Raw genomic sequence first — 13,954 nt, forward strand, 5'->3', positions numbered from 1 at the left:
TCACCGTGAAGGGAGTTCCATCATGCCCACCGCCCGCGAGATCATGACCCCCAACGTGACCTGCATCGGCGAGAAGGAGTCGCTGGCGGAGGCCGCACACAAGATGGCCGACCTCGGAGTCGGCTCGCTGCCGATCTGCGGCGACGACAACCGGCTCAAGGGGATGATCACCGATCGTGACATCGTCCTCCAGGCCGTGGCGAAGGACCGCAACCCGGCCGACATCACCGCCGGCGAGCTCGGCGGTGGCAAGCCTGTGACGATCGGCGCCGACGACGACGCCGTCGAGATTCTGCGCACGATGGCGCAGCACAAGGTCCGCCGGCTGCCGGTGATCGACGGGCACCAGCTCGTCGGGATCGTTGCGGTGGCCGACGTGGCCCGGGCCCTGCCCGACCGCCCGGTCGGCGACCTCATCGACGCCATTTCCGAATAAGGACAAGATCGTCGACGACGGCGGGATGAACCATCGTCGAATTAATCGTCTGTACGAGGTCGTGAAGTCGGCAGGTTCTGGTAGATAGATCTGCATGACTGTCATTGCCCGCGCTGAGGGTGCGGTCGATCGCCGCACCCTCCTGCGTCTCGCCGGCCTGTCCGCCGGTGCTGGTCTCGTCACCGCGGCCACCCTGCCCGGCGAGGCACACGCCGCCGCCGGCGCCTTCCTGCACGGCGTGGCCTCCGGAGATCCGCTCCCCGGAGGCATTCTGCTGTGGACCCGGGTCACCCCCACGCCCGACTCGGTGCCGGGCTCGGGAGCCGGGCCAGAGGTCACCGTCTCCTGGCAGATCGCCGCGGACGCCGACTTCTCCACCATCGTGCGCTCCGGCGACGTCCGCACCGGGCCGACGCGGGACCACACCGTCAAGGTCGACGTGTCCGGTCTGCTTCCCGCCACCACCTACTGGTTCCGCTTCGGCTACGACGGCGCCTGGTCGCCGACCGGGCGCACCATGACGGCGCCCGACGCCGACGCCGCGATCGCCCGGTTGCGGATGGGCGTCGTCTCGTGCGCCAACTGGGAGGCCGGATACTTCGCCGCATACCGGCACCTCGCCGAGCGCGGCGACCTGAACCTGGTCGTGCACCTCGGTGACTACATCTACGAGTACGGCACCGGCGACTTCGCCGCCGGCGACGTGGTGATCCGTCCCACCAAGCCGGAGCACGAGATCCTCACGCTGGCCGACTACCGGATCCGGCACGCGCTCTACAAGACCGATCCGGACCTGCAGGCGCTGCACGCCTCGGTGCCGTGGATCATCACCTGGGACGATCACGAGGTCGCCAACGACATGTGGAGCGGCGGCGCCGAGAACCACACCCCCGGCACCGAGGGCGACTTCGGCGCGCGGGTCGCGGCGTCGCGCCAGGCGTACGCGGAGTGGATGCCGGTGCGGATGGGCGGGGACGGCGCCATCTACCGGCGGCTGCGCTACGGCAACCTGCTCGAACTGTCCATGCTGGACCTGCGTTCGTACCGGTCGGAGCAGGTCGGCCGCGTCGACGGCGGCGGGATCGACGACCCGGACCGCACCATCGCCGGCGGTGACCAGCTCGAGTGGCTCACCGACGGCCTGGTCACCAGCACGGCGAAGTGGAAGCTCGTCGGCAACCCGGTGATGATCTCCCGGGTCGACCTGGCCTCCCTGCCCGCCTGGCTGCTCGGGCCCCTCGGCGACCTGCTCGGCATCCCCGACAACGGCATAGTGGTCAACCCGGACCAGTGGGACGGCTACAACGCCGACCGGGAGCGGCTGGTCGACGCGCTGCGGGCGGCGCGTACCAAGGACGTGGTGTTCCTCACCGGCGACATCCACACTTCCTGGGCCACCGAACTGACCACGAAGGACACCGGCAGCCGCAACCCGGCCGCCTGCGAGTTCGTGGTGCCGTCGGTGACCAGCGACAACCTGGACGACTTCCTGCACACCCCGCCGGGCGGCCCGCTGAGCCGGCTCGCCGCCGATCTGCTCCGGGCGACGAACCCGCACGTCAAGTGGGTGGAGACCGACGGGCACGGCTACGGCGTGCTGGAGGTCACCGCGGAGCGCTGCCGAATGGACTGGTACTTCCTCGCCGACCGCACGAAGCGGGACACGCCGTCCAAGTGGGCCACGGGCTGGTCCGTCGGCGCCGGTTCGTCGAAGATCCGCAAGGAGTCCGCACCGAGGTAGCGGGCTGCCCCGGGTGGGGGTCGCGGGACCCGATCCCCACCCGGGCGGCTTCAGCTCACCAGTACGTCGTAGACGCGGGCCGCGGAGTTCCCGTCCGAGGTGGGCGTCACAACGGAGATCCGGAGATAGCGGGCGTCGACGTTCACCGCCGTCGTGGTCGAGTCCGCGGTGTTGCCGCGGACCTGCGCCCGGGTGGTCCAGGAGGACCCGTCGTTCGAGGTCTGCACGTCGAAGTCCCGGGTGTTCCAGGCCGGAGTCTCGCCGCCCGACCCGGCATGCCGCACCACCACTGTGGACACCCTGCGGACGGCACCCAGATCGGCCTGGACCCACTTGGCGGCGCCCTGCGAGCACCACTTGTCGCTCCAGCCGCCGAGCCAGCTGCCGTTGAACGCCTTGTCCGCGCCCTCGCTCGGTCCGCACGTCGAATCCGCCGTGGCGGTCCGGCGCAGGGCCAGGTTGGTGGGGGCGTTCCCGTAGACCTCGAGCTCGTAGACGCGGGCCGTGCCGCTGCCGTCGTTGGCCGGCTGGGTCGCCTCGAAGCGGACGTACCGCGCGGTGCGGGGCTGCACCGGGGTGTACGTCCGGCTGCCGCGTGAGCCGGCGACCGAGACCGCGCCACTCCAGGCGGTGCCGTCCGTGCTGGTGGAGATCGTGTACGCGCCGGTGTTCCAGTTGGTCCGCTCACCGCCGAGCCCGGCGTGTTTGACGACGAAGGCATTCACGGTACGCGCCGAGCCGAGGTCGACCTGGAACTGTCGTGGCGCCGTACCCGAGCAGAATTTGCTGTTGCCGGCGAGCGTGCCGTCGACGGCCTTGGCCGGGGTCTCGGCGCTGTTGCACGGCGTAGTGCCGGTCGCCGGACGGCCCAGGGCCAGGTTGGCGCCCAGATCCGGCTCGGCCGCCGGCTGGTCGCGGCCGTCACCGAAGCTCGGGGGTACGTCGCCCGCGCCGGTGCCCCACGCCGACGGGGTGCCGCCCTGCGTGAAGGCGATCGTGGCGCCATCCGCGATGTCGCCGTAGCGGAAGTAGCTGTGGCTGGTCGAGGTGCCGTCGACCGACAGGGCCTGCACGTAACGGTTGGCGGCGCTGCCGCCGGTGATCGTGATGTCGCCCGGTCCGCGCTGGATGAGCACGGTCGGGAACAGCGCGCCGTGCACGGCCAGGGTGTCCGCCCCCGGGGTCACCGGGTAGAAGCCCAGCGCCGACCAGACGTACCACGCGGAGGTGGCGCCGAGGTCGTCGTTGCCGGGCAGGCCGCCGGCGCCGGTGGTGAAGGACTCGGCCATGACGCGGCGGACCGCGTCGCTGGCGCCGGCGGGCTTGCGCGCGGCGTTGTAGGTCCACGGCACGTTGTGCTCGGGCTCGTTGCCGATGTAGAAGTACGGCCGCGACAGCCCCCCGTTGAGCTCGGTGAAATGGTGGTCGAGGCGCTGCACGGCGGTGGCCGGACCGCCCATCAGCGTGATGAGAGCGCCAAGGTTGTGCGGCACCATCCAGGTGTACTGTGCCGCGTTTCCCTCGACGTACGGGCTCTCCTGCGCCGGGTTCAGCGGTTGCCGCCAGCCGCCGTCGCGGGTGTGGATGTAGGACGACTCACCGTTGAACAGGCTGCGCCAGTATTGCGAGCGTGCGCTGTACGTGGCGTACGCGCTCGAATCGCCGAGGGCCTTCGCGAACTGGGCGATGGCGAAGTCGGACGACGCGTACTCGAGAGTCTCGGAGGGGTTGCCGGGAATGAACTGGTTCGCCATGTAGGTGTTGTGGTTGCCGCGCAGCACGGAGCCCTGGATGCTGCCGCCGGTCGCGCTCTTCTTCATCAGCGCCAGCGCCGCCGCCGTGTCGAAGCCGCGGACGCCGAACGCGTACGCGCTGCCGACGATGATCGGACCGGGATCGCCGGGCATGACGAAGTCCTCCACGGTCTGGTGCGACCACTTGGGCAGCAGCCCGCCCTGCTGTCCATCCAGGACCATCGACTTGACGATGTCGCTCATGACGTCGGGGGCGATCAAGGCCACCAGCGACGCCCAGGACCGGTAGATGTCCCACCCGGAGTAGTTCTGGTAGACCGGGTGTGACGCGGTGTGCACGGCGCCGTCGAACCCCCGGTACTCGCCGTTGGTGTCGCTCGAGACGTTGGGGTTCTGCAGCACGTGGTACAGAGCCGTGTAGAACTTCTGCAGGTCGGTGGCGCTGCCGCCGGTGACCTGGATGCGGTTCAGGGCGGTGTTCCACGCGGCGTCGGCGTTGGCGCGTACGGTCGCGAAGGCCGCCGCCTCGGCGGTGGCGTTGTTCTGGGCGTTCGCCACGCTGACGAACGAGATCCCGACGGTGGCGTTCACGACCGCGTTCGACGTGGTGTCGAAGGTGACGTAGGCGCCGCTCTGGGTGCCGCTCGCGCTCGCCGACCCGGCGCTGACCGTGCCGCCGCGGAAGGTGCCGAAGCCGGTCGGGGTGCGGTCGAAGAGGATTGAGTAGTACATCTTGAAGGTACGGCCGCCGCAGAAGCGGCCGGCGGTGTGCTCGCCCCAGACCCGGTTGCCGGAGATCGTGATGTTGCCGTCGTGGTCGCCGGTGGCCGACCGGCTGGCGTTGACCAGGACGCGGGCGGTGGTGCTCGCCGGGTAGGTCAGCCGGAGCGCTCCGGTGCGGGTGGTCGCGCTGAGCTCGGCGTCCACGCCGTACCGGTCGAGCCGGTTGCGGTAGTAGCCGGGCGCGGCGGTCTCGTTGGATTTCGTGTACGCCGACGCGTAGCTGGTCCAGGCCGAGCCGGGCGACGCGCCGAGGGCGCCGGTGACCGGCAGGATCGGCAGGTCCTCGTTGTTGGCGCAGCCCGCGCCGTTGAAGTGGGTGAGGCTGAACGACTCGATGGTGCGGTCACGGTCGCGGTAGCCCGACGGGGACGCGGTGGGGGTGTCCGGGCTGAACTGCACCATTCCGAACGGCACCGTGGCACCGGGGAAGGTGCTCCCGCCGGCCCCGCCGCCGACCGGGTTGGGGGAGTTGCTGTCGTCGGTGCCGATGAGCGGGTTGACGTGCCGGGTGAGGTCGAGCTCGGCGGCGGCCGCCGCCTGCGGAATCCAGAGGGTCGCGGCGGTGAGGACAACCGCCGCGCCGAGGGTACGGAGCATGCTGGTGCCGTCCCTTCCTGAGGCCAACGTGACAACGTTGTCAAGATGGCCTCAATAGAAGCACGGCTATATCAGCGGTTGTCAATACGCGGTGCGGGCGTTACGCGGTGCGGGCGTTGCGCGGTGCGGGCGTTGCGCGCGGGCGGGCGTTATGCGGTGCGGGCACTGAGCGAGCGGCGCGTGCCCGTCCGGCGCTCGCGGACCAGCGTGGACGCGGCCATCGCCGTGCCCCCGACGCCGACCCCGCCGAGCACCCCCAGCGCGAAGCGCTGCTCGTGGCGTACCTGACGCTCCAGCGCGACCCGGTCCCCGACCCGCGGATTCTCGCCGATCCCGGTGAAGGCGCTCATCCCGGCGATCCAGAAGGCCAGCAGGGCGGCGCCGGCGGTGACCAGGCCCCACCGCGGCAGGTCCACGGGCGGCGCCCAGACGTCCCGAATGAACCAGCTCTGCGGCCGCCGCCCGCGCAGCGCCCGCCGGTTGGTGACGATCCCGGCGGTGAACCCGGGCAGAACCAGCACGGCGGCCACGGTCACGGCGACGCCGGTGGCGACCAGCGTGCGGCCCCCGAGCAGGCCGGCGATCAGCGCGCCGCACCACAGGACGCCGGCGAGGCACAGCACGTCCAGCAGCAGCAACAACCGTCGAGACATCACGGCACCGGACGTTATCGCCCGGTTCGCTCCCGCACCGGCGGTTCCGGCTTTTTCCTCGGTACGTGCCGCCGGTACGCGCTGACGGTCGGATCCCCGGCGATCCAGAACCGCCACGGCACGTCGTGCGCGGCGGTCACCCCGACCCGCGGACCCGCCTGCACCGGACCGACCGAGCCCACCGGCGGCGTCAGGGTGGCCGACCCGCCGCCGACCACGCTGGTGCCGTTGGCGCGGCGGTCGAGGGCCAAGACCTGCATGAGCTTGGCCGGGCCCGCCGCGAGATCGTGATCCTTGCGGGTCGTCCGGCGTTCCCGGGCCGTCTCGATCCCGTCGACGACCTCCCCGGCGCGCAGCAGCACCGCGGAGGCGACGCCCCGCTCGCCGCAGACGATGTTGGCGCAGAAGTGCATGCCGTAGATCTGGTAGACGTACAGCATCCCGGCGGGGCCGAACATGACGCCGTTGCGGTTCGTCACGCCGCGGTGGGCGTGGCTGGCCGGATCCCGGCCCAGTCCGCTGTACGCCTCGACCTCGGTGAGCCGTACGGTCACGCCGTTCGCGGTGAGCCGCCAGCCGAGCAATTGCCGTGCCGCCTCGTCGACCCTCTCGGCGGGCAGCTCAAGCCAGGAATGCGTCACGCACACCAGCGAAGCACAGCGTCAGCCGGTCGGCCGCGTCGGGCCTTTGGGCCGGCGCCGCTTCACCGGGCCGCAGCAGGTACCCGGGCGGTTCGGCCCGTAGGGGCGCGTCGGACCGAACTCGAGGCGCCGGCGGCGTCGACGCCGCGCGGGCCCGCTGGGGCCGGTCATCCCACGAAGTCCTGGGTCACCCAGACGAGGCCCTCGCCGTCGCGGACGACGCTGAGGCCGATGCGCGTGAATTTCCTGCTGAGCAGGTTCTTGCGGTGGCCGTCCTCCGGCGGGACCTCGGCGAGCATGTCGTCGGTGATCCGGTCGGCCGCCGCGATGATCGCCGCGTCACTGCCGCCCGCCGAGCGGAAGCCGATGTTCTCGCCCGCGGAGCTCCACCGCACGCCCTGCGCGCTGAAGCGGTCGCCGAGGCCGCTTTCGCCGGAGCACTGATGGTTCAGCCCGCAGCCGCCGATCATCAGCTTGGTGTGCAGCGCCGCGGCCTTCGACAGCGAGCCGTCGAGCGAGAGCGCCGGCAGGCCCTCGTCGCCGCGGGCGTCGTTGATGTGGTCGAGCACCTGGTCGAGGATCGCGTCGCTGGTGGCGGGTGGTTTCCCGGTGGTGGGGGAGGTGGCCGGCGGCGTCGTACGGCGCTCGGTCGCCTTCGGCTTCGCCCTGGTGGTCCGCTTGGTCGCCGGCGTCGTCGCGGTGCCGGGCGCGGTGGGGGTGGGTGCCGCCTTGCTGGTCGTCGCCGGGGGCACGGACACCGGCGGCACGGTCGCGTCGTCTTCGCCCAGGCCTGGGCTGTCCGCGAGGGCGGGCGGCTGGGTGGTCAGCGGGGCGTCGGCGGACGCCCGCTCCGCGGCCGGGCCGGAGTCGTCCTGGAACCCGACGACCGTGAACCCGACCCCGATCACGACGGCGGTGGCACCCGCCGCGAGCGTGTAGCGGAACTGCTGGGCTGGGGAGATGGTCACGGGCTGGGTCACCTCGGTCGGGGGAGCGGCGGCCGCGCTTCAAGCGTGGCTCGGCGGCCGCGGGCCGCGGCGCCCACCGACTATGGCCGTCGACGCGGCGCCGGAGGATCTACCTCAGGAGCGCTTAAGGATCGACACACGAAGACATAAGATCCACCGCCGCGCGGTCAGGAGATCCAGGCCAGGAACCGCTCGTAGAGGTCGGCCGGGGTCGGCGACCCGGAGGCGGTCAGGTCCTCGACCGCGTCGTACATCGTCGAGGCCATGTAGATCGCCAGGCCGGACGGGAAGCGGGCGTACTGCACCGCGAGCTGTTCCCGGGCGTTCGCGCACGGCCAGGAGCGCTCGCACACGAGGCAGTCCCAGGAGGGGCGGGCCGGCAGGTGGTCGGTCCGCGGGATCAGCATGGTGTCACCGGGCCCCGTTGCGGTATTCGACCGTGATCCACCATCGCGCACCCCCTTCGCGGCACCCGTCATGTCACCATCAGCGACGCGGGGGCTACACAGAGGAGCGTGCGTGACCTAATCTCAGGCATCAATGGATGTGAGCGAGATTCCCGGAATCGAATTCCCACCGTCTCACTCCGGACGACCCGGTCGTCTCGTTCGACACAACTGCATATTTTCCGACAGAGGAGGACGGCCGTGACCACCGAGACAGGTTCCACCGTCCCGAGACGCCAGGCCGGCCGGCTCATGAAGCAGCTCCGCGAGCAGGCCGGAATCTCCCTGATGGCCGCCGCCGAGGAGCTGGAGTTCTCCCGCGCCCGGATGTATCGCATCGAGAACGGCGAGGTGTCACTGCGCAAGCACGACGTCCTGGCCATGTGCGCGTTCTACGGCGCCAACGACAAGATCACCGAGGTCCTCGTCGGGCTGGCCCGCGAGTCCAAGGCCAAGGGCTGGTGGCACGCGTACGGCGACGTGGTGCCCGCCTGGTTCGAGCTCTACGTCGGCATGGAGACCGCCGCCGAGCGACTGCGCCACTACGCCCCCGGCGTCATCCCGGGCCTGTTGCAGAACCGTGAGTACGCCGAATCGGTCTTCCACCAGCGCTCCGGCCTGGACGAGGCCGGGGTGCGCACCGCCGTCGCCGTCCGCCTGGAACGCCAGGAACTGCTGCGCCGGCACAGCCCGCGCCCGCCGGTCCTCGAGGTGATCATCGATGAGGGGGTGCTGCGCCGATCCATCGCCGACACGCTGGGCATGCAGAAACAGCTCGCCCACCTGGTCAACATCTCGCAGCGCCCCGGGGTGAGCGTGCGCGTGCTGCCCTTCTCGGCCGGACCGCACAGCGCGTCCAGCGCCGGTTCGTTCACCATTCTCGACTTCCCCACCCTCGGGGCCGCCGCTCCGGAGCCGACGACGATCTACAGCGAGAATCTGACCGGCGCCCTCTACCTGGACAAGCCCCGCGAAGTGGAAACTTATGGGGTCGTCTGGCGCGAGCTGGAACGAGCGGCCCTCGACCGGCGAGCCTCCGACGACCTCATCGGCACGATCATCAAGGAGAGCGATGGCTGACCTGACCGGTGCCCGATGGCACAAGAGCACCCGCAGTGGCAGCAACGGGGGTGACTGCGTCGAAGTCGCGGACAACCTGCCGGGCATCGTCGCGGTTCGCGACAGCAAGGATCCGGATGGTCCCGCGCTCGTGTTCACCCGCGACACGTGGCGCGCCTTCGTCGACTCCCTCAAGGCCCGGTAGCCCGCGACAACGCCCCCGCGCCATGGACGCCGGCCCGCCCCGCGGCGGGCTCGGCGGCCCGGCGGGCGCGGCGTTCGCGGCTCGGCGTTCAAGGCTCGGCTCGCTACAGTGCCGAGCGTGAGCAGACTCCTCAAGGGCATCACCTCGACGCTGCGCCGCGTGGCGGGCCGCGGCACGACCGGGCCACGACCCACCACGACCGGGCCACGACCCGCCGCGCCGGCCCGTCCGGTGCCCGCCCCCCGCCGTGGCCGGGCCCTGGAGTACGCCCCTCACCTCGACGGCGACGCCGATCCGGGCGAAATCGTCTGGACCTGGGTCACCTACGAGGACGACCCCCGCCGGGGCAAGGACCGCCCCGTGCTGGTGGTGGGCCGCGACGGCCATACCCTGCTCGGCCTCATGCTTTCCAGCCAGAGTGACCGCGACGGCCAGCGGCACTGGCTGGCGCTGGGCCCGGGGGACTGGGACCGCGATTCCCGACCCAGCTGGATCCGGCTCGACCGGGTGCTGGAGGTCGACGAGGACGGCATCCGCCGCGAGGGAGCCGTCCTCGACCGGACCCGTTTCGAGCGCGTCGCCGCCATGCTGCGCCGCGACTACGGATGGAGCTGACTCCCACCCACTACCGTGGAGGTCATGAACTCGGACGTCATGGTGGGTTTCGGCGGCAAACAGGCATGGCTGGCCGTCCGGGACGGTGATCCCGCCGAGGTCCTCGCCGCCCTGGGCCTGCGCGATCTGGGCGAGGTGGCCTGGCGCGACGGGATCGACCTGGCGCACCTCACCGACGACCGCGTCGCGGTGACTCCGCCCCTACCCGGCGCCCGCGGAGCCACCTGGGTGCTCGCCGCCGGCCGCTATCTGATGCGCCCGGGCGTCGCCCTCGACCTCACCGAGCTGTCCCGGCGCCTCCACACCGAGGTGCAGTTCTTCGCGACGCACCGGGTCACCGAGGCACACCGCTGGCAGCGCGCCGACGACGGATCCCTGGTGCGCGCCTTCGGATATGTGGGACGCACCGGGGCGGTCACCACCTGGTACGGCGACCCGGACCCCGCGGAGCGCGCCGCCGGGCTCCCGCCGACCTTCCAGGCCGAGGCCGCGCCGCTCGACGAGGCGATGCTCGGCTCGCTCGACGACGAGCTCACCCGCCTGCTGCGGGGCGAGAGCGTCGGCGACGACGCCGACGGGTCAACCGTGTTGGTCTCCGAGCAGGACGTGTTGCGCGTCGCCGCCGGCTGGAGCATCGATCCCACCGGACTCGACGGACGCGAGGCGCCCGGACCGCTGCGCGTCGGCGCCGCGGCCTGAGGGAGGATCGAACGATGCGCAAGTACGTGATCATGGGTGTGCAGGGCAGCGGCAAGGGCACCCAGAGCCAGCTGCTGGTGGCCGACCTGGACCTGGTGCACATCAGCGTCGGCGACATCTTCCGCTGGCACGTCCAGCACCACACCAAGCTCGGCGCGCAGGTGCGGCGCACGATGAGCGCCGGCGAACTGGTCAGCGACGATCTGGTCGAGTCCGTCGTCCGCGGCCGGCTGGACAAGCACGACTGGAACTTCGGCTTCGTCATCGACGGCTTCCCGCGCAACGGCCGGCAGGCCGAGTTCTTCATGGAGAGCTACGACATCGACGGCGTGATCCACCTCGCCCTGCCGGACGACGAGGTGCGGCGCCGGGTGCTCAGCCGGCGACTCTGCCCCGGCTGCGGCATGGACTACAACCTGATCGCGGACCGCCCCGAGGTCGAGGGCCGCTGCGACATCTGCGGCACCGAGCTCGTCACCCGCGAAGACGACACGCCCGAGGCGCTGGGCGCGCGCCTACGCGACTACCACGAGAAGACGCGGCCGGTGCTCGAGCTCTTCCGGCGCAAGGAGGTCGTACACGACGTGGACGCCCGGCCGGAGCCGGAGAAAGTCCAGCAGGAGATCCGCCGGGTGCTGGACCTGCCCCCGTACCTGCCGGGCAAGGACGCCGTGGCCGCCTGAGACCCGCTCGTCCCGACGGCCGCTCAGTCGGCGTCGTGGAGGTCGTAGCCGCGCTCGGTGAGCTCCTGCTCGACGGTGTGGCAGACCTGCTCGACGACGGCGACCCGGGCATATTGCTTGTCGTCACCGGGGATGACCCGCCAGCTCGCGCGGGGTCTGTCGGTCTTGGTCAGCATGTCCTCGACGGCGGCCTCGTAGTCGGCGCGGCGCTCGCGGTTGCGCCAGTCCTCGTCGGTGAGCTTCCAGGCACGCAGCGGGTCCTGTGCGCGGCTGTGGAAGCGTCTGAGCTGCTCGGCGTCGGAGACGTGCATCCAGAACTTGATGATGACCATGCCCTCGGCGGTGAGGGTGCGCTCGAACTCGACGATCTCCTCGTAGGCCCGGGACCACTGCTCCCGGGTCGCGAAGCCCTCGACCCGCTCCACCAGGACGCGGCCGTACCAGGAGCGGTCGAGCACCGTCATGCCGCCCCAACCCGGCAGCACGCTCCAGAACCGTTGCAGGAAGTGGTGCCTCTTCTCGTCGTAGGTGGGCGCGGCGAACTGCGAGACCCGTACATGTCGGGGGTCGAGCGGAGCGACGAGGCGTTTGATGGCGCCGCCCTTGCCGGAGGCGTCCCAGCCCTCGAACAGCACGCACAGCGGAGGACCGATCTTGTGGTCGCCGAGCTGGCCGCCGAGGAGAAGCCGGAGCCGCAGGAGGCGTTGCTGAGCCTGCTCCAGCCGGGCGGAAGCCTTCTTCTTACCCAGCTCGACGGGGGCTGCGGCCGATCCGAGACGACTCATGCGTACAGCCTCGCACCGGCGTACGACAGAAGCATCCCGTGCCGTACCCGCCTCGGGCGATGCTGCGACAATCGGGAGCGTGACTCTCGTTGACGACATGCAGTGGCGTGGCCTGATCCAGGATTCGACCGACCCCGACGAGCTGCGCAAGCACCTCGACGGCGGCTCCCTCACCTTCTATGTGGGGTTCGACCCGACCGCCGCCTCCCTGCACGTCGGGCACCTGATGCAGGTGGTCACCGCGCGTCGCCTCCAGCTCGCCGGGCACAAGCCGCTGCTGCTGGTCGGCGGCGCCACCGGCCAGATCGGGGATCCGAGCGGCAAGTCGACCGAGCGGGTGCTCAACGCGGGCGACGTGACGGCGGCGTGGGTGCTGCGCATCCGCGAGCAGCTCGCGCCCTTCGTCAGCTACGAGGGTGACAACGCCGCGGTCCCGGTCAACAACCTCGACTGGACCGGTGAGCTCTCGGTGATCGACTTCCTGCGGGACGTGGGGAAGCACTTCCCGGTCAACAAGATGCTCGCCCGCGACGTGGTGCGCAACCGGCTCGAGAGCGGCATCAGCTTCACCGAGTTCAGCTACCAGTTGATGCAGGCCAACGACTTCTACGAGCTGCACGTCAGGCATGGCTGCCTGCTGCAGTTCGGCGGATCGGACCAGTGGGGCAACATCACGGCGGGCGTCGATTTCGTACGCCGCCGAGGCGCCGGGCCGGTGCAGGCCTTCACGACGCCGCTGGTCCTCAAGGCCGACGGCACCAAGTTCGGCAAGAGCGAGGGCGGCGCGGTCTGGCTCGATCCGGCCATGACCTCCCCGTACGCGTTCTACCAGTTCTGGGTCAACGCGGACGACCGCGACATCTCGCAGTACCTGCGCTACTTCAGCTTCAAGCCCCGTGAGGAGATCGAGGAGCTGGAGAAGGCCACCGCGGAGCGGCCCCAGGCCCGGCTCGCCCAGCGTGAGCTGGCCTTCGAGATCACCGCGCTGGTGCACGGCGAGGGGGAAGCCCACCAGGCGGTGGCGGCCAGCCAGGCGTTGTTCGGCCGCGGATCCCTGGCGGAGCTCTCGGCGGAAACGCTGCGGGCCGCACTGTCCGAGGCCGGCATGACGGAGGTACGGGGGGAGCTCCCGACCGCCACCCTGCTCCTGCAGGAGGCAGGGCTGGTGAAAAGCGGGGGAGAGGCCCGGCGGACGATCGCCGAGGGTGGGGCGTACCTGAACAACGAGCGCGTCACCGACCCGGAGGCGGTCGTCCCCGAGTCGGCGCTGCTGCACGGGCGGTTCCTCGTGCTCCGCAAGGGCAAGCGAACGTTCGCCGGTATCGAACGGGTGTGACCCAGGTCTACTCCGCGCGATTTGACGCTCCGGAGGGTTCCGACGTAACTTTCTTCCTGCCCGAGGGAACGGCGGCGGGGATCGCGAGATCCACCGACAACCACCTTTCGGGCAGGAAGAACTCCAGTCACGATCACGGTTGACCGTGTGGTGCTGGACCGGGTGGTGCGGACCACGACCCCCTTACGGGGGGCGGATTTGGAACCGCGAGGCCGACCGGGTAAGGTTCTCCGAGCCGGCAGGGAAACGGACGCGGCAAGCGGACGTCCTGCCAAAACCCCAGGAAAGAGCATCGGATAGAGTCGTGCGCGGCTCGAAAATCCGGTGAACTGGATCGGGACTTGCGCGAAATGCTTTCGCCGAAACCGGGAAAACCCCGGATTTGACGCAAGGAAATGGCGCAAGTAAAGTTAGCGCAAGAGCCCCGGGGAACGGGCCGCAGGAATGCGGTTCTTCAACGGTGTGTGGTTGTTCTTTGAGAACTCAACAGGGTGCTTGATAAGCCAGTGCCAATTAGTTATACCCGGCCAGGCGATCATTTTGGTGGTTGTTT

At 70.4% G+C, this 13,954-nt stretch carries 14 protein-coding genes; 8 read left to right on the forward strand and 6 right to left on the reverse strand.

The window, feature by feature from the left end; genetic code table 11:
- Window positions 1–22: 22 nt before the first annotated feature.
- Together AB0M36_RS04430 and AB0M36_RS04435 are read left to right on the forward strand one after the other, a co-directional pair.
- On the forward strand, window positions 23–436 hold the full coding sequence (locus tag AB0M36_RS04430; RefSeq protein ID WP_364152090.1) for a CBS domain-containing protein: 414 nt from the start codon (window positions 23–25) through the stop codon (window positions 434–436).
- Window positions 437–530: 94 nt separating this feature from the next.
- Complete coding sequence (locus AB0M36_RS04435) at window positions 531–2,177, forward strand: alkaline phosphatase D family protein (RefSeq protein ID WP_364152093.1); 1,647 nt, start codon at window positions 531–533, stop codon at window positions 2,175–2,177.
- A gap of 50 nt (window positions 2,178–2,227) precedes the next feature.
- Here the strand turns inward: AB0M36_RS04435 and AB0M36_RS04440 are convergent, their stop codons facing one another.
- From AB0M36_RS04440 to AB0M36_RS04460, 5 genes are all read right to left on the reverse strand, one after another.
- Window positions 2,228–5,311 carry a GH92 family glycosyl hydrolase gene (locus tag AB0M36_RS04440; protein WP_364152096.1) on the reverse strand — a complete coding sequence of 1,028 codons (3,084 nt, stop codon included), beginning with the start codon at window positions 5,309–5,311 and terminating at the stop codon, window positions 2,228–2,230.
- A gap of 149 nt (window positions 5,312–5,460) precedes the next feature.
- On the reverse strand, window positions 5,461–5,964 hold the full coding sequence (locus AB0M36_RS04445; RefSeq protein WP_364152099.1) for a hypothetical protein: 504 nt from the start codon (window positions 5,962–5,964) through the stop codon (window positions 5,461–5,463).
- A gap of 14 nt (window positions 5,965–5,978) precedes the next feature.
- The gene (locus AB0M36_RS04450) at window positions 5,979–6,605 is read right to left on the reverse strand and encodes a DNA-3-methyladenine glycosylase (protein ID WP_364152102.1); all 627 of its coding nucleotides are present in this window, start codon (window positions 6,603–6,605) and stop codon (window positions 5,979–5,981) included.
- 167 nt (window positions 6,606–6,772) lie between these two features.
- Window positions 6,773–7,573: a CAP domain-containing protein gene (locus AB0M36_RS04455; RefSeq protein ID WP_364152105.1), complete on the reverse strand. Its 801-nt coding sequence runs from the start codon at window positions 7,571–7,573 to the stop codon at window positions 6,773–6,775.
- Between the two features lie 167 nt (window positions 7,574–7,740).
- Entirely contained in the window at window positions 7,741–7,980 is a 240-nt protein-coding gene (locus tag AB0M36_RS04460; RefSeq protein ID WP_364152108.1) for a hypothetical protein, read from the reverse strand.
- Window positions 7,981–8,271: 291 nt separating this feature from the next.
- Here AB0M36_RS04460 and AB0M36_RS04465 point away from each other — a divergent pair, with 291 nt between their 5' ends.
- The 5 genes from AB0M36_RS04465 to AB0M36_RS04485 all read left to right on the forward strand — a co-directional run bounded on the left by AB0M36_RS04465 (window position 8,272) and on the right by AB0M36_RS04485 (window position 11,280).
- Entirely contained in the window at window positions 8,272–9,099 is an 828-nt protein-coding gene (locus tag AB0M36_RS04465) for a helix-turn-helix transcriptional regulator (protein ID WP_364152285.1), read from the forward strand.
- Window positions 9,092–9,283: a DUF397 domain-containing protein gene (locus tag AB0M36_RS04470; protein ID WP_364152111.1), complete on the forward strand. Its 192-nt coding sequence runs from the start codon at window positions 9,092–9,094 to the stop codon at window positions 9,281–9,283. The genes AB0M36_RS04465 and AB0M36_RS04470 overlap by 8 nt, the downstream gene beginning before the upstream one ends.
- A 117-nt stretch (window positions 9,284–9,400) precedes the next feature.
- On the forward strand, window positions 9,401–9,898 hold the full coding sequence (locus AB0M36_RS04475) for a type II toxin-antitoxin system PemK/MazF family toxin (RefSeq protein WP_364152114.1): 498 nt from the start codon (window positions 9,401–9,403) through the stop codon (window positions 9,896–9,898).
- Between the two features lie 24 nt (window positions 9,899–9,922).
- Window positions 9,923–10,597, forward strand: a complete 675-nt coding sequence (locus AB0M36_RS04480) for a hypothetical protein (protein WP_364152117.1) — start codon at window positions 9,923–9,925, stop codon at window positions 10,595–10,597.
- 14 nt (window positions 10,598–10,611) lie between these two features.
- Complete coding sequence (locus AB0M36_RS04485; protein ID WP_364152120.1) at window positions 10,612–11,280, forward strand: nucleoside monophosphate kinase; 669 nt, start codon at window positions 10,612–10,614, stop codon at window positions 11,278–11,280.
- A 23-nt stretch (window positions 11,281–11,303) separates the two neighbouring features.
- Here AB0M36_RS04485 and AB0M36_RS04490 read toward each other — a convergent pair whose 3' ends face one another.
- Window positions 11,304–12,065: a UDP-galactose-lipid carrier transferase gene (locus AB0M36_RS04490; protein WP_364152123.1), complete on the reverse strand. Its 762-nt coding sequence runs from the start codon at window positions 12,063–12,065 to the stop codon at window positions 11,304–11,306.
- A gap of 97 nt (window positions 12,066–12,162) precedes the next feature.
- On the opposite strand from AB0M36_RS04490, the gene tyrS reads away from it, so the two are divergent.
- Window positions 12,163–13,401, forward strand: a complete 1,239-nt coding sequence (gene tyrS, locus AB0M36_RS04495; RefSeq protein WP_364152288.1) for a tyrosine--tRNA ligase — start codon at window positions 12,163–12,165, stop codon at window positions 13,399–13,401.
- Window positions 13,402–13,954 lie beyond the last annotated feature (553 nt).

The sequence above is a fragment of the Actinoplanes sp. NPDC051346 genome, assembly GCF_040682215.1.
GTDB lineage: Bacteria > Actinomycetota > Actinomycetes > Mycobacteriales > Micromonosporaceae > Actinoplanes.